Raw genomic sequence first — 23,582 nt, 5'->3', positions numbered from 1 at the left:
GACCGTGTTCATCGTTTTGGGGAGCCGCCACCGTGACCATTCAGCCCGTTCGCCTCTTCGGCGATCCCATCCTGCGATCACGTGCGGCGGAGGTCACCGAATTCGATCGTGAGCTGCGGCAGTTGGTCACCGACCTGACCGAGACCATGCACGATGATGGCGGGGTCGGAATGGCCGCGCCGCAGATCGGCGTCGGGCTGCGGGTTTTCGTCTACGACACCGAGGACGCCAGGGGGCATCTGATCAATCCGACCTACGAGGTAGTGGGTGCGGAGGAGCAGGTCGGGCCCGAGGGCTGCCTGTCCATTCCTGGGCTGCGCTATGACACGCGCCGCGCGCTGCGGGTGCGGGCCGCCGGTGTCGATGTGAACGGCAAGCCGGTGGAATTCGCGGCCGAGGGCCTGCTGGCCCGCTGCGTACAGCACGAGACCGATCATTTGGACGGTGTGCTGTTCATCGATCGGCTCGATCCCGCGCAGCGCAAGGAGGCGATGCGCACCATTCGCGAATCCGATTGGTTCAGCGCGGGTATCACCGTGCGCAGTTCGCGTGCGCTCGGCTCGACCGAGGCCGGACCGTTCGGGCGGGGTCGCTGATGCGCATCGTCTTCGCGGGCACACCGGAACCGGCGGTCCCGTCGCTGCAGCGTTTCATCGATTCGGAGCGGCACGAGGTGCTCGCCGTGCTGACCCGCCCCGATGCCATCGCGGGGCGCGGACGCAAGGTGCAGCGGTCGCCGGTCGGGCGGCTCGCCGATGAGCACGGCATTCCCGTGCTGACGCCGCGGCGCCCGGCCGAGCCGGAATTCGTCGAGCAGCTCACCGAACTGGCGCCCGACTGCTGTCCGGTCGTGGCCTACGGTGCGCTGCTGCCGCAGCAGGTGCTCGATATTCCGCGCTTCGGCTGGATCAATCTGCACTTCTCGCTGCTGCCCGCATGGCGCGGCGCGGCTCCGGTGCAGGCGGCGATCGACGCGGGCGACGAGATCACCGGCGCGTCCACGTTCCAGATCGAGGCGGGCCTCGACACCGGCCCGGTCTTCGGTGTGGTGACCGAGAAGGTCGCGGTGGCCGATACCGCGGGCGCGTTGCTCGACCGGCTCGCGAATACCGGGGCGGTGCTGCTCGAGAAAACGCTCGACGGCGTGGAAGACGGGACACTGCAGGCGGTTCCACAAGCGCACGACGGTGTTTCCTATGCACCCAAGGTGCCGGTCGAGGCCGGGCACATCCGCTGGGATCAGCCCGCGCTGGCGATCAACCGCCGCATTCGCTCGGTCACCCCCGCACCCGGTGCCTGGACCGAGGTGAACGGCACCCGCTTGAAGGTCGGTCCCGTCGAGATGGTCGAGGAAGTCCTGCCGGAACGGACGATCGAGGTCCGCAAGTCCGGGGTCTTCGTCGGCACCGCAACCACCGCGGTCCGCCTCGATCAGGTTCAGCCGCAAGGCAAACGCATGATGTCGGCCCTCGACTGGGCCCGCGGTGCGCGCCTGCAGGCCGGCGCGGTGGTCGAGTGACCACGAATCGCAAGTCCGCCGAGAAATCCGTCGACGGCGGTTGGCTCGCCCGCGCGATGTCAGCGAAAAGTGGTGCACAACAGAATAATTCGCAGTCCATACGGCGCGACGAGGAAGCCCGACCGTGGCGCATCGACCAGATCCGCGGCACTGTGCCGCGGACTCAATCAGAGCGGCGGAATATGACCGATCAGCGCAAGTCCGCATCATCGGGGGACAGTTCGTCGCAGCGCAAGGGTTCGGGCTCGGCGCCGGGCAAAGGCTCGGCGCGCGGCGGATGGCAGGGCGGTCGAGCCGGCGGGCAGGACGATCCGGTGAGGCGTGGCGATGCCACGAGGCGGTCTTCGGCGTGGGAGGACAGCACCCGGGACGCGCGACGGTCCGGCGATGACCGGCGCGCGGACGCGTCATCTCCAGCGAACCGGCGTGCTCGTTCACACGAGGGCGATGCGGCGTCCGGCGGGCAGCGGCGGGTCAACCGCTCGGCGAAGTCCGGTTCGGCGGGATCGAACGAGGGGCGACAAGCTGCGGGTGGTGATGAGCGGCGTTCGAACCGTGCTCAGCGCTCGGCGGCAGGCGGAGGCGGCCGAACCGGTGGCGCTTCGGACACGCGTGCTGCCGCATCGAAAGGTCGTGGGCGGCAAAAGGATTCGGTAGCACACGGTGATCCCGTGCGGCAGGTGGCGCGAGATGTGTTGCGGGCGGTGCGGGAGCGGGACGCTTACGCGAATCTGGTGCTGCCGGGGTTGCTGCGCGACCGGCGGATTTCGGGGCGGGATGCGGCGTTGGCGACTGAACTGACCTACGGGGCCTGCCGTTCACTCGGGCTGCTGGACGCGGTGATCGCGGCGGGCGCTGGGCGGTCGGTCGACGAGATCGATGGGCCGCTGCTGGATGTGCTGCGGCTCGGGGTTTACCAGTTGCTGCGTACCCGGATCGGGGCGCATGCGGCGGTGGATACCTCGGTGGCATTGGCGCGCACGGAATTCGGTGCGGGCAAAGCGGGTTTCGTGAATGCCGTGCTGCGGCGGGCGGGGGAGAAGTCCGTCGACGAGTGGGTGGACGAGCTCGCGCCGCGAGATCCGGTGGGCCGGTTGGCATTCGAATTCGCGCATCCGGTGTGGATCGCGCAGGCATTCGCGGATGCGCTCGGCGCGCGGGCCGGGGAACTGCGGGACGTGCTGGCAGCCGACGATGCTCGTCCGATCGTGCATCTGGTGGCTCGTCCCGGCGATATCACCGCCGAGGAACTGGCCCTGGTGACGGGCGGCGAAGAGGGCAAGTGGTCGCCGTACGCGGTCTACCTCGACAGCGGCGGTGATCCCGGCAAGTTGGAGCCGGTCCGCGAAGGTATGGCGGCAGTACAGGACGAGGGCAGTCAACTTGTCGCACTCGCGCTGACCCGCGCAGAACTGGACGGTCCGGACAACGGCCGCTGGCTGGACCTGTGCGCAGGACCCGGCGGCAAGGCGGCCCTGCTCGGCGCGATCGCCGCAATCGACGGCCACCGCGTCGACGCGGTCGAACCGGCAGAACACCGCGCCGAGCTGGTCCGCAAGACCGTCCACGACCTACCCGTCGACGTGCACGTCGCCGACGGCCGCAACAGTGGCCTCACTCCCGGCTACGACCGCATCCTCGTCGACGCACCGTGCACCGGCCTCGGCGCTCTGCGTCGCCGCCCGGAGGCCCGCTGGCGGCGCACGTCCGCCGACGTCGCCGAGCTGGTCGTCCTGCAGCGCGAACTCCTCGCCGCCGCATGGGATCTCCTGCGCCCCGGCGGCGTAGTCCTTTACTCGACCTGCTCCCCACACCTCCTGGAGACCGTCGCCGTTGTCGCCGACGCCGTCCGCCGCACCGGCGCCATCCAACTCGACACCCGCGACATCCTCCCCGGCGTCACCGATATCGGCGATGGCCCAGGCGCCCAACTCTGGCCCCACCGCCACGGCACCGACGCCATGTTCCTGGCCGCCTTGCGAAAGCCTGTGGAGTAGCACCTGATCGGAGGCGCGCCCAGCGGTCTGCGACATCGGGCTCGGCAATCGAGCGGCGACGGGTCGCGAGTTCGTGCCAGGTGCGGCACGGGATTCGCACCGCCGGGTGGCGACGCCATGTTCGCCGCTGTGCTGCGTCGCAAATCGAATAGCACCTGATCCGAGGCGCCTCTGGCAACTTTCCAGTATCCCGTTGGCAGCCAGCCCGGTAGCAGCCTGTGCTGCTTGCGGTTTGTCGCGGATCCCGATGGCTCGCTGCATCGCCGCGCGCGTGCCGCATCGAACATCGCGTCGGGCCTTGCATCGGTCGGTCTGGAAAGACAACTGGAGGTCCAGAGTCCGAGGCGACATTCGTCCAAGACTCGGGCAGGTCGGCGGCGCAGACTGATCGCATGGCGATGACATGGGAGCAGGTGGTGGCGCTGGCGACCGAACTGCCCGAGGTGGCGGAATCGACGTGGTGGCGCAGTCCCGCGCTCGAGGTGAGCGGTAAGGGGTTCGCGCGGTTACGGTCGGAGGCCGAGGGTGGACTCGTGCTGCTGTGCGAGATGGCGGAGAAGGAGGCCATGCTCGCCTCCGGTGACCCGGCCTTCTACACCACCCCGCACTATGACGGATATCCCTACATCCTCATCGACCTCGACCGGATCGATCCCGATCAACTGCGCGAGCTGCTCGACGCCGCCTGGTGGTTGTCAGCGCCCGCGAAACTTCGCAAACAGCAGGCACGCTGACTCCGCTCAGTCGCGGGCCGACTGTTCGCGCAGGCGGGCAAGGGTTTTCGCGAGAATGCGCGAGACGTGCATCTGCGAGATACCCATGCGCTGGGCGATCTGGGTCTGGGTCATCGATTCGAAAAACCGCATCGTGAGGATGCGGCGTTCGCGTTCCGGGAGTCCGGCAAGCAGCGGACGGATCGCGACGTATTCCTCGACCCGGTCGAATTGGGATTCCTCCTCGCCGAGGGTGTCCAGCAGCGATGCCTCGGTATCGCGCCCGAGTGAGGCGGCATCGATGGAACTCGGCTGGTAGGCGTTGCCCGCGATGACGGCCTGGGTCACCTCGTCGGGATCCACATCGAGTTCGGCCGCAATCTCTTTCGCGGTCGGGGAGCGGCCGAGGGATTGCGAGAGCGTGTCGATGGCGGCGCCGATGCGCAGATGGGTCTCCTTCACCCGTCTCGGTACCCGCATGGCCCAGGTGTTGTCGCGGAAATAGCGACGCACCTCACCCATGATCGTCGGCACCGCGAAGGACAGGAAGTTCGAGCCGCGCGAAATATCGAAACGGTCCACCGCGTGCACCAGACCGACCCGTGCCACCTGCGTGAGATCGTCGAACGGCTCACCGCGCCCACTGAATTTGCGGGCGATGTGGTCCGCGAGTGGAATGCACCGGCTGATCAGCTCGGCACGCAGTGCGGTATGCCGCGCGGTACCCGGATTGCTGGCGGCGAGCTGCTCGAACAGCGCGCCGACGTCGTCGTACCCCGCGCCGGACGCCTGGAGGGTTTCGACTTCCTCGGCTGCCTCTTCGGTCAGCACAGGTTCGGCGTCGTCGTCTCGCTCGGCGTCGGACACGGTGTTCTCGTCCGCCACTACGCTTTCCCCCGGACCCGACGGAACTCCACCGTCGTCGGATATCCGGATGCGGCCGAGTCGAATGGGTCCTGTGTCGCCTGTACTTCATCGGTGAGGGTGCGCAGCACATGCCAGCCGAAGCTGCGCTGATCCGGCAACCCCTCCGTCCCGGCGAGGCCGGTGACCTTGACGAGCAATTCGGTGTCACCCACGGTGAACCGGCAGTGCAGGCTGGTCGCCGGTGCTGCGACCGCGATCAGCGTCGAGCACACCTCGTCCACGGCCAACCGGATGTCGGCCACCTCGTCGAGGGTGAAATCGCTGAGCAGCACCAGTGTTTCGGCGAGCCCGCGCACGATCGGCAGCTGCGTCACCGACGCAGCCACCCGAATCTCCACCGGGGTGCTGTAGAGCCCCTGTTCCGCCGAAATGTTGATCACCCTATGCAGGCTACCCACTCCCGGCCGGAGCAACCCTAGGTACCGGTAAGCTCCCGCGATGTGTCCGCTTCGACGTTTACGCGCCCGACCACGCCGATGATCGCCCCGTCCATCCTGTCCGCCGACTTCGCACGACTCGCGGATGAGGCGAATGCCGTGCATGGCGCGGATTGGTTGCATGTCGATGTGATGGACGCACATTTCGTGCCGAATCTCACTCTCGGACTCCCGGTGGTCGAAAGCCTGTTGAAGGCCACCGATATTCCGCTCGACTGCCATCTGATGATCGAGGATCCGGCCCGCTGGGCTCCGCCCTACGCGGAGGCGGGTGCATACAATGTCACCTTCCATGCCGAGGCGACCGACGATCCGATCGCGGTCGCGCGCGATATTCGCGCGGCCGGCGCCAAGGCCGGTCTTTCGGTGAAGCCGAATACGCCGATCGAGCCATATCTGGAAATCCTGCGCGACTTCGACACACTGCTGGTGATGAGTGTGGAGCCGGGCTTCGGTGGCCAGTCGTTCATCACGCATGTGCTGGAAAAGGCGCGGATCGTGCGTCGACTGGTGGACGCGGGCGAACTGCGTTTGATCGTGGAAATCGACGGCGGCATCAATGCCGGCACGATCGAGGCCGCAGCGGAGGCGGGCATCGATTGTTTTGTCGCCGGATCCGCGGTCTACAACACCACTGATCCGGGTGCTGCCGTGGAAAAGCTGCGGCAGCAGGCCGCGGCGCTGCGCAGCTCCTAGCTCGCGAATTTCCTAGCGGGCGGGCGCTTTCCGGCTGCCGATGGCACGTGTCGCCTCGATCACCGCGCTGAGCGGTGGCAGGGCCGTCGCGTTCGCCGGCGGCTGGATCCAAGTGCGATAGCCGGTGCGCTCGTCATCGGGTGAGGGCAGCACGACCTGGCTCCCGGTACAGGCGACCGTTGCGTAGAGCCGGAACAGCTCTGCGGAGACGGCCGCGCTGAGGGTATCGGGCCGGGCGGGGCCGGTGATGAAGGTCCAGCGCTTGGCTCGCGGATGGTGCACCACCGGTGCCGCGATCTGCGTCTGGGTGAGCTGCTGCTGCACCTGCTCGCCCAGCTCTGCGGGCATCGTTATAGCGCCGTAATAGGTGCCGATATGGAGCAGGATGCGGCGGGACGTCGGGTCGATCGACGCCGGCATATGGAATTCGCGCCGATACTGCACACAGCGAACTTCCAGCGTCGAATCGACAAGAGTGGTCACGCAGCACCCCCGTTGGTATCGAACCTGATTTGACCCACTGCTGTCTCTGGCTTCCTCGAGTGGTGGATTTCCCTGGGTCGAACTCGCCGGACCGCGTCGGACCGGGTAGAACCGTTCCGCACTGCACTGCTCGGGTAGAAGTTGAACGACAGGAATCAACAACATAACAATCTTGCGACCGTTTTCGGAGCCGCGCAAGGCTTTGGTGTAATCGTGTCTCCGCTGGGTATTACGACCTGTTCGACACTATGCGCCACATATGAAGTCCGTTCGCGCGGTTCCGGAAAAAGGAATGAATAATTGTCGTCGCCGGGAAACGGCGATATTTCCGCGCGGACGCGTACTATTTCGCTTCGAAAAATAACTGCCGCTGGTTCGACGCTGCGTGCGTTGCCCTGCGGTCCGCTTCCCTGGGGACTTGCCGAACCGCGGTATCGACCGACCGCTGGTTGGAACCGCGGTGTCGTCTACGACCCGGCGTCGTTAGGCTGAGGAGGGATCGGCGTACCGGCGGGAATAGTCGCCCGGATCCGGCTGTTCGGCAACCGTAGAAACGACGCGACAGGGAGTCAAGGCATGTTCACAGGCATCGTCGAAGAACTCGGCGAGATCGTCGCCACCGAAGAGTTGGCCGATGCCGCTCGGCTGACGATCCGGGGCAAGCTGGTCACTTCCGATGCCGGACACGGTGATTCGATCGCCGTCAATGGCGTCTGCCTGACCGTTGTCGACGTGGTCGACGGCGATTCGTTCACCGTGGACGTCATGCAGGAGACGCTGAACCGCTCCAGCATCGGCGGACTCGGCACGGGTTCGCGGGTGAACCTCGAGCGTGCGGCCGCGCTGAACAGCAGGCTCGGCGGCCACCTGGTGCAGGGCCACGTCGACGGCACCGGGACCGTGCTCGCGCGCACGCCCTCGGAGAACTGGGAGGTCGTGCGAATCTCGCTGCCAGAAGCGATCGCCCGCTATGTAGTGGAGAAGGGTTCGATCACCGTCGACGGCATCTCGCTGACCGTCTCGGGCCTCGGCATCGCCGACGCGCCCGCCGCAGACGGCAACCGCGATTGGTTCGAGGTCTCGTTGATCCCGACCACCCTGTCCATGACGAACCTCGGTGCGGCCGCCGTCGGTGCCAAGGTGAACCTGGAAGTCGATGTCATCGCCAAGTACGTCGAACGCCTCCAACAGCGCGACTCTGTCTAATTGCCGCGCCTGCGCCGCGAACGTCGCTCGTAAGACAGCTCCGTGGTGGCTGGTCGGGCGGCTCGGCGTCGGCCTATGACCAGTCGACTACTGTATGTGAGGCACCTATTTCGAGATGGAGCACAACAGACGTGACCAGGTTCGACACCATCGAGCGCGCAGTCGCCGATATCGCTGCCGGTAAGGCGGTTGTCGTCGTCGACGACGAGGACCGTGAGAACGAGGGTGACCTCATCTTCGCGGCGGAAAAGGCGACCCCCGAGCTGGTCGCCTTCATGATTCGCTACACCTCCGGTTATATCTGTGTGCCGCTCACGGGTGAGGACTGCGATCGGCTCGGCCTGCCGCCGATGTACGCGCAGAACCAGGACAAGCACGGCACCGCCTACACCGTTTCGGTCGATGCCAGGGACGGAATCACCACCGGTATCTCCGGTGCCGACCGTGCCACCACCATGCGATTACTCGCCGATCCGAACGCCAAGGCCGACGATCTGACCCGGCCCGGTCACGTGGTTCCGTTGCGCGCCAAGGAAGGCGGCGTGCTGCGTCGTCCCGGGCACACCGAGGCCGCGGTCGATCTGGCGCGGATGGCCGGATTGCAGCCCGCCGGTGTCATCTGCGAGATCGTCAGCCAGAAGGACGAGGGCCATATGGCCCGCACGGAGGAACTGCGCGTCTTCGCCGACGAGCACAACTTGGCGCTGATCTCCATCGCGGAAATGATCGCTTGGCGGCGCAAGCACGAGAAGCAGGTCATTCGGGTCGCCGAGGCCAGGATCCCCACGGCGCACGGCGAATTCAAGGCCGTCGGCTATCAGAGCATCTACGATGATGTCGAACATGTCGCGTTGGTGCGCGGTGATATCGATGACGGCGACGATGTGCTGGTGCGGGTGCATTCCGAATGCCTTACCGGTGATGTCTTCGGTTCGCTGCGCTGCGATTGCGGTCCGCAGCTGGACGCCGCACTGGAGATGGTGGCCCAAGAGGGGCGCGGTGTGGTGCTCTACATGCGTGGACACGAGGGGCGTGGCATCGGGCTGATGCACAAGCTGCAGGCCTACCAGCTGCAGGATTCGGGCCACGACACCGTCGACGCGAATCTGGAGCTCGGTTTGCCCGCCGACGCCCGTGACTACGGCACCGGCGCACAGATCCTGGTGGACCTCGGGATTCGATCGATGCGCCTGCTCACCAACAATCCGGCCAAGCGCGTCGGACTCGACGGCTACGGGCTGAAGATCACCGAACGGGTGCCGATGCCGTTGCGCGCCAACGCCGAGAACCTGCGGTACCTGCGCACCAAGCGGGACCGGATGGGGCACGACCTGATCGGGCTGGACGAACTCGATCTCGGCGAGACCGCCCAGTGAGTTCTCACCTCGACGCAGCCTGGAAAGGACACCAGTGAGCGAGCGAACCATGTCACAGCGTGCATCGCGCATGCCGGAGCCGGGCGTCAGCGAGGCGCAGGCATGAGCGGCACTGGCGTCCCCAGCTTCGAGCTGTCGGATGCCAAGGATCTGAAGCTCGGCATCGTCGCCTCGCGCTGGCACACCCAGATCTGCGACACGCTGGTCGCGAATGCGGAGCAGGTGGCCAAGAACGCGGGCGTCGAGCACATCACCGTGGTCCGGTGCGCGGGTGCGATGGAACTTCCGGTGGTCGCTCAGGAATTGGCCCGCTCCCATGACGCGGTGGTCGCGCTCGGTGTGGTGATCCGTGGTGGCACACCGCATTTCGAATACGTCTGTGACGCGGTGACCGCCGGTCTGACGCGGGTGTCACTCGATGCGGGTACGCCCGTGGCCAACGGTGTGCTGACCACCAATAACGAGGCGGAGGCGCTGGACAGGGCCGGATTGCCGGGCTCCGCCGAGAACAAGGGCGAACAGGCCGCCGCGGCAGCGCTCGATGCCGCGCTGACGCTGCGCGCTCTGCGGCCGTAGATCATGCCGGTCGTTCGCATCTGGCGTAGAGGTCCGGCCGCGGCTGCCGAATCGGGCTCCCGCGAGTGGGAGCTCGAGGTGCGGCCGCATCGCGCGGTGCGGACCGCATGGACCGTGGCGGTGCTGCTCGTCGCCGGTTTCACCGCGGGCGGCATCCTGTTGCGCCACGGTTCGACCGGTGTGAATTTCCGGCTCGCGGACCAGTTCGCGATGATCGGCATCGGCGTGCTCGGTGCGGCGGCGGTACTCCTGCTGACCCGGCCGCGCGTCCGTGTCGGCAAGCGCGGCGTCTCGGTGCGGAACATCCTGGGTGACACCGAATTCCCTTGGGAGTACATCCGCGGCGTCTCCTTCCCGGACCGAAAGTCCTGGGCCCGCCTCGAACTCGTCGATGACGACTACGTCCCCCTCATGGCTATCCGTTCCAACGATAAGCAACGCGCCGTCGAGGCTTTGGACAAACTGCGCGCACTCGGCGCGAAATACACCGCCGCCGAAGAGTAGTCGGCCGCCGGATGTCAGCGTGTCGCCGAGGCATTCGCTGACGATCCGTTCATGACGCTACTTGCGGCCGATCGCGGTTCGCCGTCGAACAACGTTACCGCTGTTCTGGGATTCATACAGGGTCACCTGGCGCTCGATGACGGCCCGACGCTCCGTCCGACACCGCAGACCGGATAGAACAACCGCGGGTTAACGGGTGTCGCCGAGGACGGCGCCTTCGCGTCGGGGATCCGCGCCGCCGATCCAGCCTTCGGCACCGTCGCGCTGCAGTGCGCTGAGGCCGCTGGATTGGGGGGCGACCGAGACCTGGTGGCCGAGTTCGCGCAGGCGTAGGACCAGTGGGTCGTGATCGCCGTTGTCGGTGGCGTTGATGGCCGGATGCTCGCCGCCTACGCCGGTGGCCGGACTGTTTCCGGCGCCGAACGCGACCGCGGAAACCGCCTGTTGCGGGTCCAGGCCCCAATCCAGCACGCCGACAAGGGCTTTCACGACGAACTGGATGATCACCGAACCGCCGGGGGAGCCGGCGACCTGGGTCAGATCGCCGCGTGAGCCGTCGGCATTGTGGTCGAAGACCAGGGTCGGGCTCATCGAGCTGCGCGGCCGCTTACCCGGCTGCACGCGATTGGCGACAGGGGCGCCGTCGGTGCCGAGCGGATCGGCGGAGAAGTCGGTGAGCTGGTTGTTCAGCACGAATCCGTCGACAAGGTGGAATGATCCGAAGGCCGATTCGACCGTGGTGGTCATCGAGGCGGCATTGCCGTACTTGTCGACGACCGAGATATGGCTGGTGCCGTGCTCGGGCGGCTGCGGGCCGACACCGAGTGGCACCGGGCCGAAATCGCCCGGCTGCGCGGTGCCCATGCTGTGGCCGGGATCGATGAGACCGGCGCGCTGCTTCAGGTAGTCCTTGTTCAGCAGGGTCTGCGGTGAATTACCCGGCAGTGGAATGAAATCCGTATCGGCGACGTACTTGTTCCGGTCGGCGTAGGCGAGCCGCTCGGCCTCCGAGATCAGATGCACCGCTTCGGCCTTCGGCTTGCCGCCGTTGCGGTCGATATTGTCCGGCTTCAGCGGCGATAGGTCGAAGTTCTCCAGAATGCCGAGGGTGGCCGCGACGGTAATGCCGCCCGAGGACGGGCTGGGCATACCGCAGATCTCGTGCGTGCGGTAGTTCGTGCAGAGCGCGGTCCGCTTCTTGGTCTGATACCCGGCGAGGTCGTCGGCGGTGATGAGGCTCGGGGTGCGCCCGCCTGCGGTGGATCCGGCCGCATCGACGATGTCGTGGGCGATAGCGCCGGTGTAGAAGGCATTCGCGCCGTCGGTGGCAATGGCGTTCAAGGTCTTCGACATGGCCGGGTTGGTCAGTACGGTGTCGGCCCGTTTCGGGGTGCCGTCCGGATTGAGGAAGTAGGCCTTCGCGGACTCGTCCACCGCGAGATCCTTGGCGGATTCGGCGATCTGACCGGCCAGGCGCGGACTGATCGGGAAGCCGCGATCGGCCAGTCCGATGGCCGGGTCGAACAGGTCCCGCCAAGCGGTCTTGCCGTGGTCGCGATGCGCCAGTTCCAGCATGCGCAAGACGCCGGGCACGCCGATCGAGCGCCCGCTCGCACGGGCACTCGGTTTCGGCTCGGTGCGATCGGTATCGCTGACCCAGCGCAGATAGTTCTCGGTCGCCGCGGCGGGGGCGATCTCCCGACCGTCGTACGCCTCCACGCTCTTGCTGGCCGCGTCGTAATAGAGCACGAACGAGCCACCGCCGATGCCGGAGGCCTGCGGCTCCACCAACCCGAGCACCATCTGCGCCGCGATGAGCGCATCCGCGGCCGTGCCGCCGTTGCTCAGCACCTCACAGGCGGCCTTGGTGGAGACCGGGTTGGCCGTGGACACCGCGTAGGTCTTGGTGCGCACCGCCGTCATATCGGACCGGTAGCCGGTCGCGATCTCGGGATTGGTGCTCAGATCCTTGGTCGCGCCTGGAGTCGCACCCGCTGAGGTCGCGACCACCGGGGTTCCGTTCGGCGTCGCACTACACGCCGCGTTCGCGGGTGTGTCGTCGGAGGAACATCCGCTGACAACGCCGACGATGAGCGTGAGCGCCGCCGCGGCGCTGACCCAGGTTCTTCGCGTGCCACTCATGGACGGCACTGTATCGCCGATCGCCGAGCGTCGCGGCAAATCCGGCGCTGTGGGCTCCCGGTACTGGTGAGTTCAGCGAAAACGGTTAGCGGGCAATTGCATTGAGCGCCCATGTCGGATGCAATTTCTGCGAGATCTGCGCAGGAATAGGCGCTGAGGCCAATTCCGCTCGACCCCAATGACACCCGTCGTCATCGGTAGGCTGGCCCAGTGGCGATCGAGGCAGTTCTCTTCGACTTCTCCGGCACTCTGTTCCGACTGGAACCCGATGAAACCTGGGCCGATATGGTCGGGGCCGATGGCAAACCCCTGGACCGGTCGCGGCAGGACGCGATCCTGGATCGGATGACGAGGCCGGTCGGCGACGGTGCGGTCTTCGACGCCGAGGGCCGGTTCGCATGGGAACGGCGGGATCTGGATCCGGCGATGCATCGCACGGCCTACCGCGAGTTGATGCGACAAGCCGGGGTGCCGACACCGGCGCTGGTCGCGCGACTCTACGACTGGATGCTCGACCCGCTCGCCTGGACGCCGTATCCCGACACCGGTGCCGTGTTGAAAACCCTGGCGGCACAGGGCATTCCGGTCGCCGTGGTGAGCAATATCGCCTTCGATATCCGTCCGGCGTTCGCCGCAAACGGTTGGGATCGGCTGGTCGCCGCGCACACGCTGTCGTTCGAAGTCGGTGCGGTGAAGCCGGATCCGCGGATCTTCCTGGCCGCGGTGGAACAGCTCGGTGTGCGTCCCGAATCGGCGCTCATGGTCGGCGACAGTGCCGAGGCCGATGGCGGCGCGGTCGCGGCCGGCTGCGGTTTCGCGCTGGTCGATCCGTTGCCGACGGTGCAGCGTGCCGAAGGTCTGCTCGAGGTATTGCGGCGACACGAACTGGCCTAGCGTCCATTATGTGACCTGCGACACACTCTGCTGTTACTGAATGTCGATGTCCGCGAACTGAATTAGCTTGCTGTGACGCCCACCACATCGCGGTGCGGTGCGCAAGCTCGACGGGGAGTGGCCATGGATGATGCCGAGGCATATTTCGAATCGTCGGTGGTGCGGACGGCACGGCCCGCCGGCCTGCCCGGATCGGTCGGCGAGGCCAGAGAGGCCGCATTGGGACTTGCGGGCTTCGGCCTCGCGTATCCGGTCGTCATGGGCCTGATCGCCGGGGACGAGGCGGCCAGATCGGCGGCCCTGCAATTCGGTTGCAGTTGGGTGCTCGGCCTCGCGGTACTGGTTCTCGGCCGTGGGCCGCGGGTGCGCCGGGTCGCGATCGTTTCGGTCATGGTGCAGTCCGTCGCGGTACTGCGAATTCATGTCGAGGCTGTCCCGGACTCGGCCCGGCTGGTCATCGTCCTCTTCACGCTGGGCGCGTCGGCGACGATCCTTTACCAATTGTCGCGACCGGAAGCCAAGGCGTGGTTCGACGAACGCGACGCCCGCAGCTGGCGCGCGTGACCTGCACCAGTGACAGCCAGCTCGGCCTGCGCGACGCGGTCCTCGCCGGTCTCGGCGTTATCGTGCATGCCGAAGCCCTGATCCCGGACGGTCTGCGCGTGCTCGCCGACCCGCGGCTTCGGTGCTCGGCGACCTCGAATTCGTGCTGATGCGGCGGCGGACGACCCTGTCCGCGCCGGAGCAGGCGCTGCGCGACGCGATCGCCGCCGGTGCCCGCCGCTTCGGCTGAGCCGCGCCCGTGCGGATGTGTCGGAGCCGGTCGATAGGCTTGGATTCGTGGCAGATCCCGCGACCTACCGGCCGAAGCCGGGCACGATTCCCGTTGAACCCGGTGTCTACAAATTCCGGGACGCGCACGGGCGTGTGATCTATGTCGGCAAGGCGAAGAGCCTGCGCAGCAGGTTGAATTCGTACTTCGCCGATGTGGCGTCGCTGCATCCGCGGACCAAGCAGATGGTCACGACGGCGGCCGGCGTCGAATGGACCGTGGTCTCCACCGAGGTGGAAGCCCTTCAGTTGGAATACAACTGGATCAAGGAGTTCGATCCGCGATTCAACGTGCGGTATCGGGACGACAAGTCGTATCCGGTGCTGGCGGTCACCTTGAACGAGGAGTACCCGCGGCTGTTCGTTTATCGCGGCGCGCGCAAGAAGGGGGTGCGGTACTTCGGGCCGTACGCGCACGCCTGGGCCATTCGGGAAACCCTGGATCTGCTGCTGCGGGTCTTCCCCGCGCGCACCTGCTCCAACGGAGTCTTCAAGCGGCACAACCAGATCGGGCGGCCTTGCCTGCTCGGCTATATCGACAAGTGCTCGGCCCCGTGCATCGGCCGCGTCGATGCCGACGAGCATCGCCGGATCGTCGAGGACTTCTGCGACTTCCTGGCCGGACGCACAGATCGCATGGTGCGCGACTTGGAGCGCCGGATGCACGACGCCGCCGAGGACCTGGACTTCGAAACCGCCGCCCGGCTGCGCGACGACGTCCAAGCGCTGCGGCGGGCACTGGAGAAGCAGGCCGTCGTCCTCGGTACCGGCACCGACGCCGATGTGGTCGCCTTCGCCATCGATGAGCTAGAGGTGGCGGTGCAGGTCTTCCACGTCCGCGACGGCCGGGTGCGCGGCCAGCGCGGCTGGGTGGTCGACAAATCCGGTGACGCCATCGACGGCCAGGAGGCCGGTGGTGAGGTCGCCGCACTGGTCGAGCAGTTCCTCACCCAGTTCTACGGCGAGCTGGCCGCACAGGGTGCGGACGTACCGGGCGGGGCCGAACAACCGGCCACCGCGGTGCCGCGCGAGGTGCTGGTGCCGGAACTGCCCGCCGATGCCGAACAGGTGGAGGAATGGCTGAGCAAACTGCGCGGCTCGGCGGTGCGGCTGCGGGTGCCGCAGCGTGGTGACAAGAAGGCGCTCGCCGAAACCGTGCAGCGCAATGCGATGGAGGCGCTGGCCCAGCACAAACTCGAGCGCGCCGGCGACCTGACCTCGAGATCCGCTGCGCTGCAAGACATTCAAGATGCCCTCGATCTGGACAGCGCGCCGCTACGAATCGAGTGTGTGGATATCAGCCACGTGCAGGGCACCGATGTGGTGGCTTCGCTGGTGGTATTCGAGGACGGCCTGCCGCGCAAGTCGGAGTATCGCCACTATGCGATCAAAGAGGCCGCGGGCGAGGGCCGCTCCGACGATGTCGGCAGCATCGCGGAGGTGACCAGACGGCGGTTCTATCGCCTGCGCCGCGAACGCGACGAGCTGGCGGCCGACGAGTTGGCGTCCGGCCAGGAGAACGGACACGCCGACGACGACCTCGAACTGACTTCACGCCCCGGCATCGACCCACGCACCGGTCGCCCGCGCAAATTCGCCTACCCGCCCAATCTCTATGTGGTCGACGGCGGTGCACCCCAGGTCGCGGCCGCCGCGGAGGTCCTCGACGAACTCGGCATCACCGATGTCGCGGTTATCGGCCTGGCCAAACGGCTGGAGGAGGTGTGGGTGCCAGGGGAGAGCGATCCGGTGATCATGCCGCGCAACAGTGAGTCGCTGTATCTACTGCAACGGGTGCGCGACGAGGCGCACCGCTTCGCCATCACCTTCCACCGCAGCAAACGCTCCCGTCGGATGACCGCGTCCGCACTGGACTCGGTGCGCGGCCTCGGCGAGTCGCGCCGGACCGCGCTCGTCACCCATTTCGGGTCGGTTGCCAAACTGAAGGAGGCTACGGTCGAGCAGATCACCGAGGTGCCCGGCATCGGTGTGGCGACCGCGAAGGCGGTTCTGGCCGCTTTGCGGGAGGAATAAGACACCTACGTTGTGTGTCTGCGCCCGATACCCGAACGGGTGCGGGATGATCGACACGCACCCTGACACAGATCCGGTAGGACATGACACGCGTCGAATCGAACAACAGTGCGGGCAGCCCGCGGTCGACCGCTGGGCGGACCGGCCCCGCGGGCACCGTCGGCGCACCTGTCGAACGCGGCGACGGCAACCCGGCGCAGCCAAAGGTCGAGGTCGTCATCGTAACGGGGCTATCCGGCGCGGGTCGGGGTACCGCGGCCCGAGTACTCGAGGATCTGGGCTGGTATGTCACCGATAACCTGCCGCCCGAGCTGATCGGGCCGATGGTGGAACTCGGTGCCTCCGCCGAACCGCCGATTCGCAGGCTCGCGCTGGTCATGGATGTACGTAGTCGTTTCTTCACCGGCGATCTCTCGGCCGTCACCGATCAGCTGCGGTCCGCGGGCGTGCCGACCAGGATCCTGTTCTTGGAGGCCTCCGATGACGTGCTGATCCGGCGCTTCGGCTTCGCACGCAGGCGCCACCCGCTGCAGAGCGAAAGCGCCGACGGTACGCTCTCGGCGGGCATCGCAGCCGAACGGATCCGCCTCTCCGCCGTGAAAACGGCGGCCGACCTGGTGATCGACACGACCGAACTCTCGATCCACCAGTTGCACCGCAAGCTGGAGGAGGCCTACGGCGGCGGGGCGCCCACCGCACTGCAGCTGACGGTGCAGTCGTTCGGATTCAAGTACGGGGTTCCACTCGATGCGGACATGGTGTTGGATGTGCGTTTTCTACCCAATCCGCATTGGATACCGGAACTTCGGGAACATTCGGGACAGGAGACCGTGGTCAGCGAGTATGTATTGTCGCGTCCCGGCGCGGCCGATTACTTGAGCACCTGCCACCACCTGGTCGACCTGACGACGAATGGTTACCGCCAAGAGGGGAAGCGATACATGACGGTGGCAGTGGGCTGCACCGGAGGTAAACACCGCAGCGTGGCGATAGCCGAGGCGCTCGGCGAACTGATCGGCTCCGAGCCGGAGAAATCCGGCCCGGCCGATGTCGTGCGGGTCGTGCATCGGGATCTGGGGCGCGAATGACGGGGTGGGAATCGGATCCCGCCATAGTTGCGCTCGGTGGCGGGCACGGGCTGTATGCGACGCTCACCGCGGTGCGGCGGCTGACCAGAAAGATCAGCGCGGTGGTGACCGTCGCCGATGACGGCGGATCATCGGGCCGACTGCGCGCCGAACTCGGTGTGCCACCACCTGGCGATCTGCGCATGGCCCTGGCGGCGCTGGCCGCGGACGGCGACGATGTGTGGACGCGCACCGTGCAGCACCGCTTCGGCGGCACCGGTGCGCTGGCCGGACATTCGGTCGGCAATCTGATCCTCGCCGGCCTGACCGAGGTGCTCGGCGATCCGGTCGCGGCGCTCGACGAGGTCGCCAAGATGTTGCGTATCACCGGACGGGTGCTGCCGATGTCGCCCATCGCCCTCGATATCGAGGCAGATGTTGCTGGGCTGGAAGCGGATCCGCGGGTGAGCCGCTGTATCCGCGGCCAGGTCGCCATCGCGACGACACCGGGCAAAGTGCGGCGGGTGCGGCTGATTCCGTCCGATCCGCCCGCCAGTCCGGAGGCAACCTCGGCCATCGAACACGCCGATGTCGTTGTGCTGGGCCCGGGTTCCTGGTTCACCAGCGTGATTCCGCACGTGCTGGTACCCGAATTACGTGATGCGCTGGTCTACACCAGAGCACGCAAGATCCTGGTGCTGAATCTGGCTGCGGAGCCGGGAGAAACGGCAGGTTTCTCCGCGGAACGCCATCTACATGTATTGTCCCAGCACGCACCGGAATTCGTGGTCGATGAGGTACTGGTCGATTCCGGGTCGGTGCCGGAGGGTCGCGAAAGAGAACATGTGGCCAGGGCTGCCGAACAATTGCGGGCGCGAGTAACCTTCTCCGATGTCGCCGAAGCGGGAACCGACCGGCATCACCCCGGAAAGCTTGCCGCCGCACTGGATCAGCTGATCCGGCAACCTCGGCCACATATGGCAGGGCTTCGAGTCGAGGGACGGCACATGGGTCAGGATGTGCGTTCCGGGTTGGGTGGAAAGGAGCGCGTCTCGTGGCGATGACGGCCGAAGTGAAGGACGAGCTGAGCAGGCTCACGGTCTCGCAGGTGAGTTCTCGCAAGGCGGAATTGTCTGCGCTGCTGCGGTTTGCGGGCGGTCTGCACATCGTCGGCGGGCGGGTGATCGTCGAGGCCGAGGTGGATATGGGTTCCATCGCGCGCCGGCTACGGCGCGAGATCTTCGAGCTGTACGGCTACGGCTCCGATGTGCACGTGCTCGGCGCGGGCGGTCTGCGCAAGACCTCGCGCTACGTGGTACGGGTGTCCAAGGAGGGCGAGGCGCTGGCCAGACAGACCGGCCTGCTCGATGTGCGCGGCCGTCCGGTGCGCGGTCTGCCCGCACAGGTGGTCGGCGGCAGCATCGGCGACGCCGAAGCCGCTTGGCGCGGAGCGTTTCTCGCGCACGGCTCGCTCACCGAACCCGGTCGCTCCTCGGCGCTCGAGGTCAGCTGCCCCGGTCCGGAGGCCGCGCTGGCACTCGTCGGTGCGGCGCGGCGGCTCGGCATCACCGCGAAGGCGCGTGAGGTACGCGGCACCGATCGGGTCGTGGTACGCGACGGTGAGGCCATCGGCGCACTGCTGACCCGGATGGGCGCGCAGGACACCCGGATTGTCTGGGAGGAGCGCAGGCTGCGCCGTGAGGTGCGGGCCACCGCGAACCGCTTGGCCAATTTCGATGACGCCAACCTGCGCCGATCGGCCCGTGCCGCGGTCGCCGCCGCCGCGAGAGTCGAACGCGCACTGGAGATTCTGGGCGATGAGGTGCCCGACCATTTGGCCGCGGCGGGCAAGCTGCGCGTGCAGCATCGCCAGGCGTCCCTGGAGGAGCTGGGCCAGCTCGCCGATCCGCCGATGACCAAAGACGCTGTGGCGGGCCGGATTCGGCGACTATTGTCGATGGCGGACCGCCGGGCCAAGGAGTTGGGGGTCCCCGATACCGAATCGGCCGTCACGGCCGAACTGCTCGACGAAGCTTGAGCCGAATCGTCGCCCGAGACTGGGCGGCGATTCGACCGGACGTCGCATGTCAATGTGTCTTACGTCGAATATCGGTGGCGTCCACCCGGCGGCACAAGCAGTCGGTAATGGGGATCGCCACCGCCGAGTTGCCCGTCGACGTGAATTCAACAGACAACAAGTCGAGCGACGTATGTCCCGTTCCGGCCCAGTTGACCACCACGGAGCTGTCTTACGAGCGACGTTCGCGGCCCGTCTGGCGTCCGAGTCGTCGAAGCGCATGCAACGTAGTCGCGAGTCTCGACGGCATCGCTGGCGACTGCTTGCGGGTCGCTCGAAAGAGTCAGCCGCGTGACGCCGCGAGGCCGCGAACACGCAGCGCCGTAGGCGCTGCAAATCAGACACGGCTCGGGCATTACTGTGGTCTGTGGCATCGGAATGAATCCGCTTGAAAGCTGAGGAGCGATAACGTGACTGTCCGGGTAGGCATCAACGGCTTCGGCCGTATCGGACGTAACTTCTTCCGGGCGGTGGAGGCGCAGAAGGCGCTCGGCACCACCGACATCGAGATCGTCGCGGTCAACGACCTCACCGACAACGCGACGCTGGCCACTCTGCTCAAGTACGACTCGATCCTGGGCCGCTTGCCCCAGGACGTGTCGCTGGACGGCGACGACACCATCGTGGTCGGCGACCAGCGGATCAAGGCGCTGGCTATCAAGGAGGGCCCGTCCGCGCTGCCGTGGGGTGACCTCGGCGTCGACGTGGTCGTCGAATCCACCGGCATCTTCACCGACGCGACCAAGGCGAAGGGCCACATCGCCGCGGGCGCCAAGAAGGTCATCATCTCCGCGCCCGCCAAGGGTGAGGACCTGACCGTCGTCATGGGCGTCAACGACGACAAGTACGACGGCAGCCAGAACATCATCTCCAACGCGTCCTGCACCACCAACTGCCTCGGTCCACTGGCGAAGGTGCTCAACGACAACTTCGGCATCGAGCGTGGTCTGATGACCACCATCCACGCCTACACCCAGGACCAGAACCTGCAGGACGGCCCGCACGGCGATCTGCGTCGTGCCCGCGCCGCCGCGCTGAACATCGTGCCCACCGGCACCGGCGCCGCGAAGGCCATCGGCCTGGTGCTCCCGGAGCTCAACGGCAAGCTCGACGGCTACGCGCTGCGCGTCCCGGTCCCGACGGGCTCGGTCACCGACCTCACCGTGACTCTGAGCAAGTCGGCCTCGATCGATGACATCAACGCCGCCTACAAGGCCGCCGCCGAAGGTGCGCTGAAGGGCATCCTCAAGTACAACGTGGACCCGATCGTGTCCAGCGACATCGTCACCGACCCGCACTCGTGCATCTACGACGCGCCGCTGATCAAGACCATCAATGACCAGGTGAAGGTCGTCGGCTGGTACGACAACGAGTGGGGCTACTCCAACCGCCTGGCCGACCTCATCGGCCTCGTCGGCAAGTCGCTCTGACATGGCGGTCGAAACACTCCAGGATCTGCTGAACGAGGGTGTCGAGGGTCGGGGCGTACTCGTGCGCTCCGACCTGAACGTCCCCCTCGACCAGAACGGCGAGATCACCGACCCCGGCCGCATCATCGCATCGGTGCCGACGCTGCGGGCGCTGGTCGAGGCCGGTGCCAAGGTCGTCGTCACAGCGCATCTGGGCCGTCCCAAGGGTGAGCCGGATCCGACATTCTCCCTCGCTCCGGTCGCGGTGAAGCTGGCCGAGCTGCTGGGCCGCAATGTCCAGCTGGCCGGTGACGTCGTCGGCTACGACGCGCTGTCGCGCTCGGAGGGCCTCACCGACGGCGATGTGCTGCTGCTGGAGAACGTGCGCTTCGATGCACGCGAAACCAGCAAGGACGATGCCGAGCGAGCCAAGCTGGCCGGGGCGCTGGTCGAGCTGGTCGGCGATGACGGTGCGTTCGTCTCCGACGGCTTCGGTGTGGTGCACCGCAAGCAGGCCTCGGTCTACGACGTGGCGAAGCTGCTGCCGCATTACGCGGGCACGCTGGTCGCCGCCGAGGTCGAGGTCCTTGCCAAGCTGACCGAGAACTCGGAGCGCCCGTACGCGGTCGTGCTCGGGGGTTCCAAGGTCTCCGACAAGCTGGCCGTCATCGAGGCACTGGCACCCAAGGTCGACACCCTGGTGATCGGCGGCGGCATGTGCTTCACCTTCCTTGCCGCACAGGGCCTTGCGGTGGGCGCCTCGCTGCTGCAGGAGGAGATGATCGAGACCTGCAAGGGGCTGCTGGAGCGCTACGGGGACGTCATCCACTTGCCGCGCGATATCGTCGTCGCGAATAAGTTCGCGGCCGATGCGGACTCGAAGGTGGTGCCCGCCAACGAGATTCCGGACGGCTGGCTCGGCCTCGATATCGGTCCCGAGTCGGTGGACCGGTTCGCGGCACTGCTCACCGAGGCGAAGACGGTGTTCTGGAACGGCCCGATGGGCGTATTCGAGTTCGAGAGCTTCGCCGCGGGTACCCGGGGTGTCGCCGAGGCGATCGTGACCGCGACGGGCAAGGGTGCCTTCACCGTTGTCGGCGGTGGCGATTCGGCCGCGGCCGTGCGCGCGCTCGGCCTGCCCGAGGACGGTTTCTCGCACATCTCCACCGGTGGCGGCGCATCCCTGGAATACCTCGAGGGCAAGGAACTGCCCGGTATCGCGGTACTGGAGGACTGAACCATGGCACGTAAACCGCTCATCGCGGGTAACTGGAAGATGAACCTCAACCACCTCGAGGCCATCGCCCTGGTGCAGAGGATCGCCTTCGCGCTGCCGGAGAAGTACTTCGCCAAGGTCGACGTCGCGGTGATTCCGCCGTTCACCGACATCCGCAGTGTGCAGACCCTTGTCGAGGGTGACAAACTGCTGCTCACCTATGGTGCGCAGGATGTTTCGACGCACGACGAGGGCGCGTACACCGGCGAGATCAGCGCCGCCATGCTGTCCAAGCTGGGCTGCGCCTTCGCGGTCGTCGGCCATTCGGAGCGGCGGCAGTACCACTCCGAAGACGACGCCACCGTGCTGGCCAAGACCAAACAGGCGCTGAAGTACGGGATCACCCCGATCGTGTGCATCGGTGAGGGTCTCAATGTCCGCGAGGCGAAGACCCATGTCGAGTACAACCTCGAGCAGTTGCGTGGTTCGCTCAAAGGTCTGACGGCCGAAGAGATTTCGAAGATCGTCATCGCCTATGAGCCGGTCTGGGCCATCGGCACCGGCAAGGTCGCCACCCCCGCCGACGCGCAGGAAGTCTGCGGTGCGATTCGCGCGGAGCTCGTCGAACTGGCCTCGCCCGAGATCGCGGCGGGCGTGCGGGTGCTCTACGGCGGTTCGGTGAATGCCAAGAACGTCGGCGAGTTGGTCGCGCAGACCGATATCGATGGCGCGCTTGTCGGCGGTGCGTCGCTCAAGGGCGACGAATTCGCCACGCTGTCCGCGATTGCCGCGGGTGGTCCGCTGCCCTGACGGGTGAATGTTCGAATCAGCCCGGTAGCACGCTCGAGCGCGTGTTGCCGGGCTGATTTGCGTCGAGCCTTCCCGCCCGGGGCGAGGCATACCGGTGCTCGGGATGCGACTTGCGGACCGGGTGATCCTGACGCGGAAGTAGTTGGGATCACAGGTGATTCACGATGAAACCGCTGGCGGTGAGTGCCAGCTCCAGTGGCTCGTCGTGCGGGTCCATCGAGATCTCGGCGGTCCGCACGTTCGGATAGTGCACGTGCAGTCGGTACAGGGTGCCACGCAGGAGGTGGGCGAGTTCGGCGGGCTGCTTGGTGGCGTGCACGATGTACAGCTTGGCCGTGGTACCGGAGATGCCGACCGAGCATTCGGCCAGGAGTGCGCCGTCGGGGTCGATAAAGCCCAAAGTGAAGGTGGTGTGCAGGAATTCGTCGCGCGCGGCGAGTAGCGCGGCGACGGAATCCATATCCGAGCCGCCGTGTTCGGTGCGGCGGATGCGGCTTGCGGCGGTGTAGAGCTCGGCGTAGCGGACGAGGGTTACCGGGGACGGCGGCGCGGGCAGCTTCTCGATGTGGGCGGACGGAAGATCCGGCCACGGGCCTATCTCGGTATGCCAGGTGCGTTTGCGGTCCGGGTGGCGGAGATCCGGTGTGCGGGAGGCGTTTTGGTTCACG

At 66.6% G+C, this 23,582-nt stretch carries 23 protein-coding genes; 18 read left to right on the top strand and 5 right to left on the bottom strand.

The window, feature by feature from the left end; genetic code table 11:
- Positions 1 to 32: 32 nt before the first annotated feature.
- The 4 genes from def to ACQPXH_RS18465 all read left to right on the top strand — a co-directional run bounded on the left by def (position 33) and on the right by ACQPXH_RS18465 (position 4,250).
- Positions 33 to 596, top strand: coding sequence for a peptide deformylase (def, locus tag ACQPXH_RS18480; protein ID WP_040692128.1), 564 nt, complete (start codon positions 33 to 35; stop codon positions 594 to 596).
- Entirely contained in the window at positions 596 to 1,519 is a 924-nt protein-coding gene (gene fmt / locus ACQPXH_RS18475; RefSeq protein WP_433597781.1) for a methionyl-tRNA formyltransferase, read from the top strand. Before def ends, fmt begins: the two co-directional genes overlap by 1 nt.
- A 671-nt stretch (positions 1,520 to 2,190) precedes the next feature.
- Positions 2,191 to 3,516 (top strand): RsmB/NOP family class I SAM-dependent RNA methyltransferase, encoded by a 1,326-nt coding sequence (locus tag ACQPXH_RS18470; protein ID WP_433597780.1) that lies wholly within the window; start codon positions 2,191 to 2,193, stop codon positions 3,514 to 3,516.
- A gap of 392 nt (positions 3,517 to 3,908) precedes the next feature.
- The gene (locus tag ACQPXH_RS18465) at positions 3,909 to 4,250 is read left to right on the top strand and encodes an MmcQ/YjbR family DNA-binding protein (RefSeq protein ID WP_433597779.1); all 342 of its coding nucleotides are present in this window, start codon (positions 3,909 to 3,911) and stop codon (positions 4,248 to 4,250) included.
- Between the two features lie 6 nt (positions 4,251 to 4,256).
- On the opposite strand, the gene ACQPXH_RS18460 is transcribed toward ACQPXH_RS18465, so the two are convergent.
- Together ACQPXH_RS18460 and ACQPXH_RS18455 are read right to left on the bottom strand one after the other, a co-directional pair.
- A complete protein-coding gene (locus ACQPXH_RS18460) occupies positions 4,257 to 5,060 on the bottom strand; it encodes an RNA polymerase sigma factor SigF (protein WP_433603499.1) in 804 nt (267 codons plus the stop codon).
- A gap of 53 nt (positions 5,061 to 5,113) precedes the next feature.
- Positions 5,114 to 5,536 (bottom strand): ATP-binding protein, encoded by a 423-nt coding sequence (locus ACQPXH_RS18455; RefSeq protein ID WP_040692115.1) that lies wholly within the window; start codon positions 5,534 to 5,536, stop codon positions 5,114 to 5,116.
- A 96-nt stretch (positions 5,537 to 5,632) separates the two neighbouring features.
- Between ACQPXH_RS18455 and rpe the strand changes: the two genes are divergently transcribed.
- Positions 5,633 to 6,289 (top strand): ribulose-phosphate 3-epimerase, encoded by a 657-nt coding sequence (gene rpe, locus ACQPXH_RS18450; protein ID WP_433603498.1) that lies wholly within the window; start codon positions 5,633 to 5,635, stop codon positions 6,287 to 6,289.
- 12 nt (positions 6,290 to 6,301) lie between these two features.
- On the opposite strand, the gene ACQPXH_RS18445 is transcribed toward rpe, so the two are convergent.
- Positions 6,302 to 6,772 carry a hypothetical protein gene (locus ACQPXH_RS18445; protein ID WP_433597778.1) on the bottom strand — a complete coding sequence of 157 codons (471 nt, stop codon included), beginning with the start codon at positions 6,770 to 6,772 and terminating at the stop codon, positions 6,302 to 6,304.
- Positions 6,773 to 7,348: 576 nt separating this feature from the next.
- Between ACQPXH_RS18445 and ACQPXH_RS18440 the strand changes: the two genes are divergently transcribed.
- The 4 genes from ACQPXH_RS18440 to ACQPXH_RS18425 all read left to right on the top strand — a co-directional run bounded on the left by ACQPXH_RS18440 (position 7,349) and on the right by ACQPXH_RS18425 (position 10,434).
- The gene (locus tag ACQPXH_RS18440) at positions 7,349 to 7,978 is read left to right on the top strand and encodes a riboflavin synthase (RefSeq protein WP_433597777.1); all 630 of its coding nucleotides are present in this window, start codon (positions 7,349 to 7,351) and stop codon (positions 7,976 to 7,978) included.
- A 131-nt stretch (positions 7,979 to 8,109) separates the two neighbouring features.
- A complete protein-coding gene (locus ACQPXH_RS18435; RefSeq protein ID WP_063043206.1) occupies positions 8,110 to 9,354 on the top strand; it encodes a bifunctional 3,4-dihydroxy-2-butanone-4-phosphate synthase/GTP cyclohydrolase II in 1,245 nt (414 codons plus the stop codon).
- Positions 9,355 to 9,456: 102 nt separating this feature from the next.
- A complete protein-coding gene (ribH, locus tag ACQPXH_RS18430; protein ID WP_433597776.1) occupies positions 9,457 to 9,930 on the top strand; it encodes a 6,7-dimethyl-8-ribityllumazine synthase in 474 nt (157 codons plus the stop codon).
- Between the two features lie 3 nt (positions 9,931 to 9,933).
- The gene (locus ACQPXH_RS18425) at positions 9,934 to 10,434 is read left to right on the top strand and encodes a PH domain-containing protein (protein WP_433597775.1); all 501 of its coding nucleotides are present in this window, start codon (positions 9,934 to 9,936) and stop codon (positions 10,432 to 10,434) included.
- A gap of 189 nt (positions 10,435 to 10,623) precedes the next feature.
- On the opposite strand, the gene ACQPXH_RS18420 is transcribed toward ACQPXH_RS18425, so the two are convergent.
- A complete protein-coding gene (locus tag ACQPXH_RS18420) occupies positions 10,624 to 12,576 on the bottom strand; it encodes a gamma-glutamyltransferase family protein (protein WP_433597774.1) in 1,953 nt (650 codons plus the stop codon).
- Between the two features lie 210 nt (positions 12,577 to 12,786).
- Here ACQPXH_RS18420 and ACQPXH_RS18415 point away from each other — a divergent pair, with 210 nt between their 5' ends.
- The 9 genes from ACQPXH_RS18415 (at position 12,787) to tpiA (ending at position 22,914) form a co-directional block, all read left to right on the top strand.
- Complete coding sequence (locus ACQPXH_RS18415; RefSeq protein ID WP_433597773.1) at positions 12,787 to 13,470, top strand: HAD family hydrolase; 684 nt, start codon at positions 12,787 to 12,789, stop codon at positions 13,468 to 13,470.
- Positions 13,471 to 13,593: 123 nt separating this feature from the next.
- Positions 13,594 to 14,034: a hypothetical protein gene (locus ACQPXH_RS18410; protein WP_433597772.1), complete on the top strand. Its 441-nt coding sequence runs from the start codon at positions 13,594 to 13,596 to the stop codon at positions 14,032 to 14,034.
- 276 nt (positions 14,035 to 14,310) lie between these two features.
- Positions 14,311 to 16,335, top strand: a complete 2,025-nt coding sequence (uvrC, locus tag ACQPXH_RS18405) for an excinuclease ABC subunit UvrC (RefSeq protein WP_433597771.1) — start codon at positions 14,311 to 14,313, stop codon at positions 16,333 to 16,335.
- An 83-nt stretch (positions 16,336 to 16,418) separates the two neighbouring features.
- Positions 16,419 to 17,423, top strand: coding sequence for an RNase adapter RapZ (gene rapZ, locus ACQPXH_RS18400; protein ID WP_433597769.1), 1,005 nt, complete (start codon positions 16,419 to 16,421; stop codon positions 17,421 to 17,423).
- The gene (locus ACQPXH_RS18395) at positions 17,420 to 18,466 is read left to right on the top strand and encodes a gluconeogenesis factor YvcK family protein (RefSeq protein WP_433597768.1); all 1,047 of its coding nucleotides are present in this window, start codon (positions 17,420 to 17,422) and stop codon (positions 18,464 to 18,466) included. Before rapZ ends, ACQPXH_RS18395 begins: the two co-directional genes overlap by 4 nt.
- Entirely contained in the window at positions 18,457 to 19,440 is a 984-nt protein-coding gene (gene whiA, locus ACQPXH_RS18390) for a DNA-binding protein WhiA (protein WP_040692075.1), read from the top strand. Before ACQPXH_RS18395 ends, whiA begins: the two co-directional genes overlap by 10 nt.
- Positions 19,441 to 19,889: 449 nt before the next feature.
- Positions 19,890 to 20,909: a type I glyceraldehyde-3-phosphate dehydrogenase gene (gap, locus tag ACQPXH_RS18385; protein ID WP_433597766.1), complete on the top strand. Its 1,020-nt coding sequence runs from the start codon at positions 19,890 to 19,892 to the stop codon at positions 20,907 to 20,909.
- 1 nt (position 20,910) lies between these two features.
- Positions 20,911 to 22,125, top strand: a complete 1,215-nt coding sequence (locus ACQPXH_RS18380) for a phosphoglycerate kinase (protein ID WP_433597765.1) — start codon at positions 20,911 to 20,913, stop codon at positions 22,123 to 22,125.
- Positions 22,126 to 22,128: 3 nt separating this feature from the next.
- Complete coding sequence (tpiA, locus tag ACQPXH_RS18375; RefSeq protein ID WP_433597764.1) at positions 22,129 to 22,914, top strand: triose-phosphate isomerase; 786 nt, start codon at positions 22,129 to 22,131, stop codon at positions 22,912 to 22,914.
- A gap of 148 nt (positions 22,915 to 23,062) precedes the next feature.
- On the opposite strand, the gene ACQPXH_RS18370 is transcribed toward tpiA, so the two are convergent.
- The gene (locus ACQPXH_RS18370) at positions 23,063 to 23,581 is read right to left on the bottom strand and encodes a hypothetical protein (RefSeq protein WP_433597762.1); all 519 of its coding nucleotides are present in this window, start codon (positions 23,579 to 23,581) and stop codon (positions 23,063 to 23,065) included.
- Between the last annotated feature and the right edge of the window lies 1 nt (position 23,582).

This window comes from Nocardia sp. CA-135953 (genome assembly GCF_050955735.1).
In the GTDB taxonomy this organism is placed as follows: domain Bacteria; phylum Actinomycetota; class Actinomycetes; order Mycobacteriales; family Mycobacteriaceae; genus Nocardia.
Note: the sequence above shows the minus strand (reverse complement) of the source record. Positions and strands in the feature narration are given on the sequence as shown.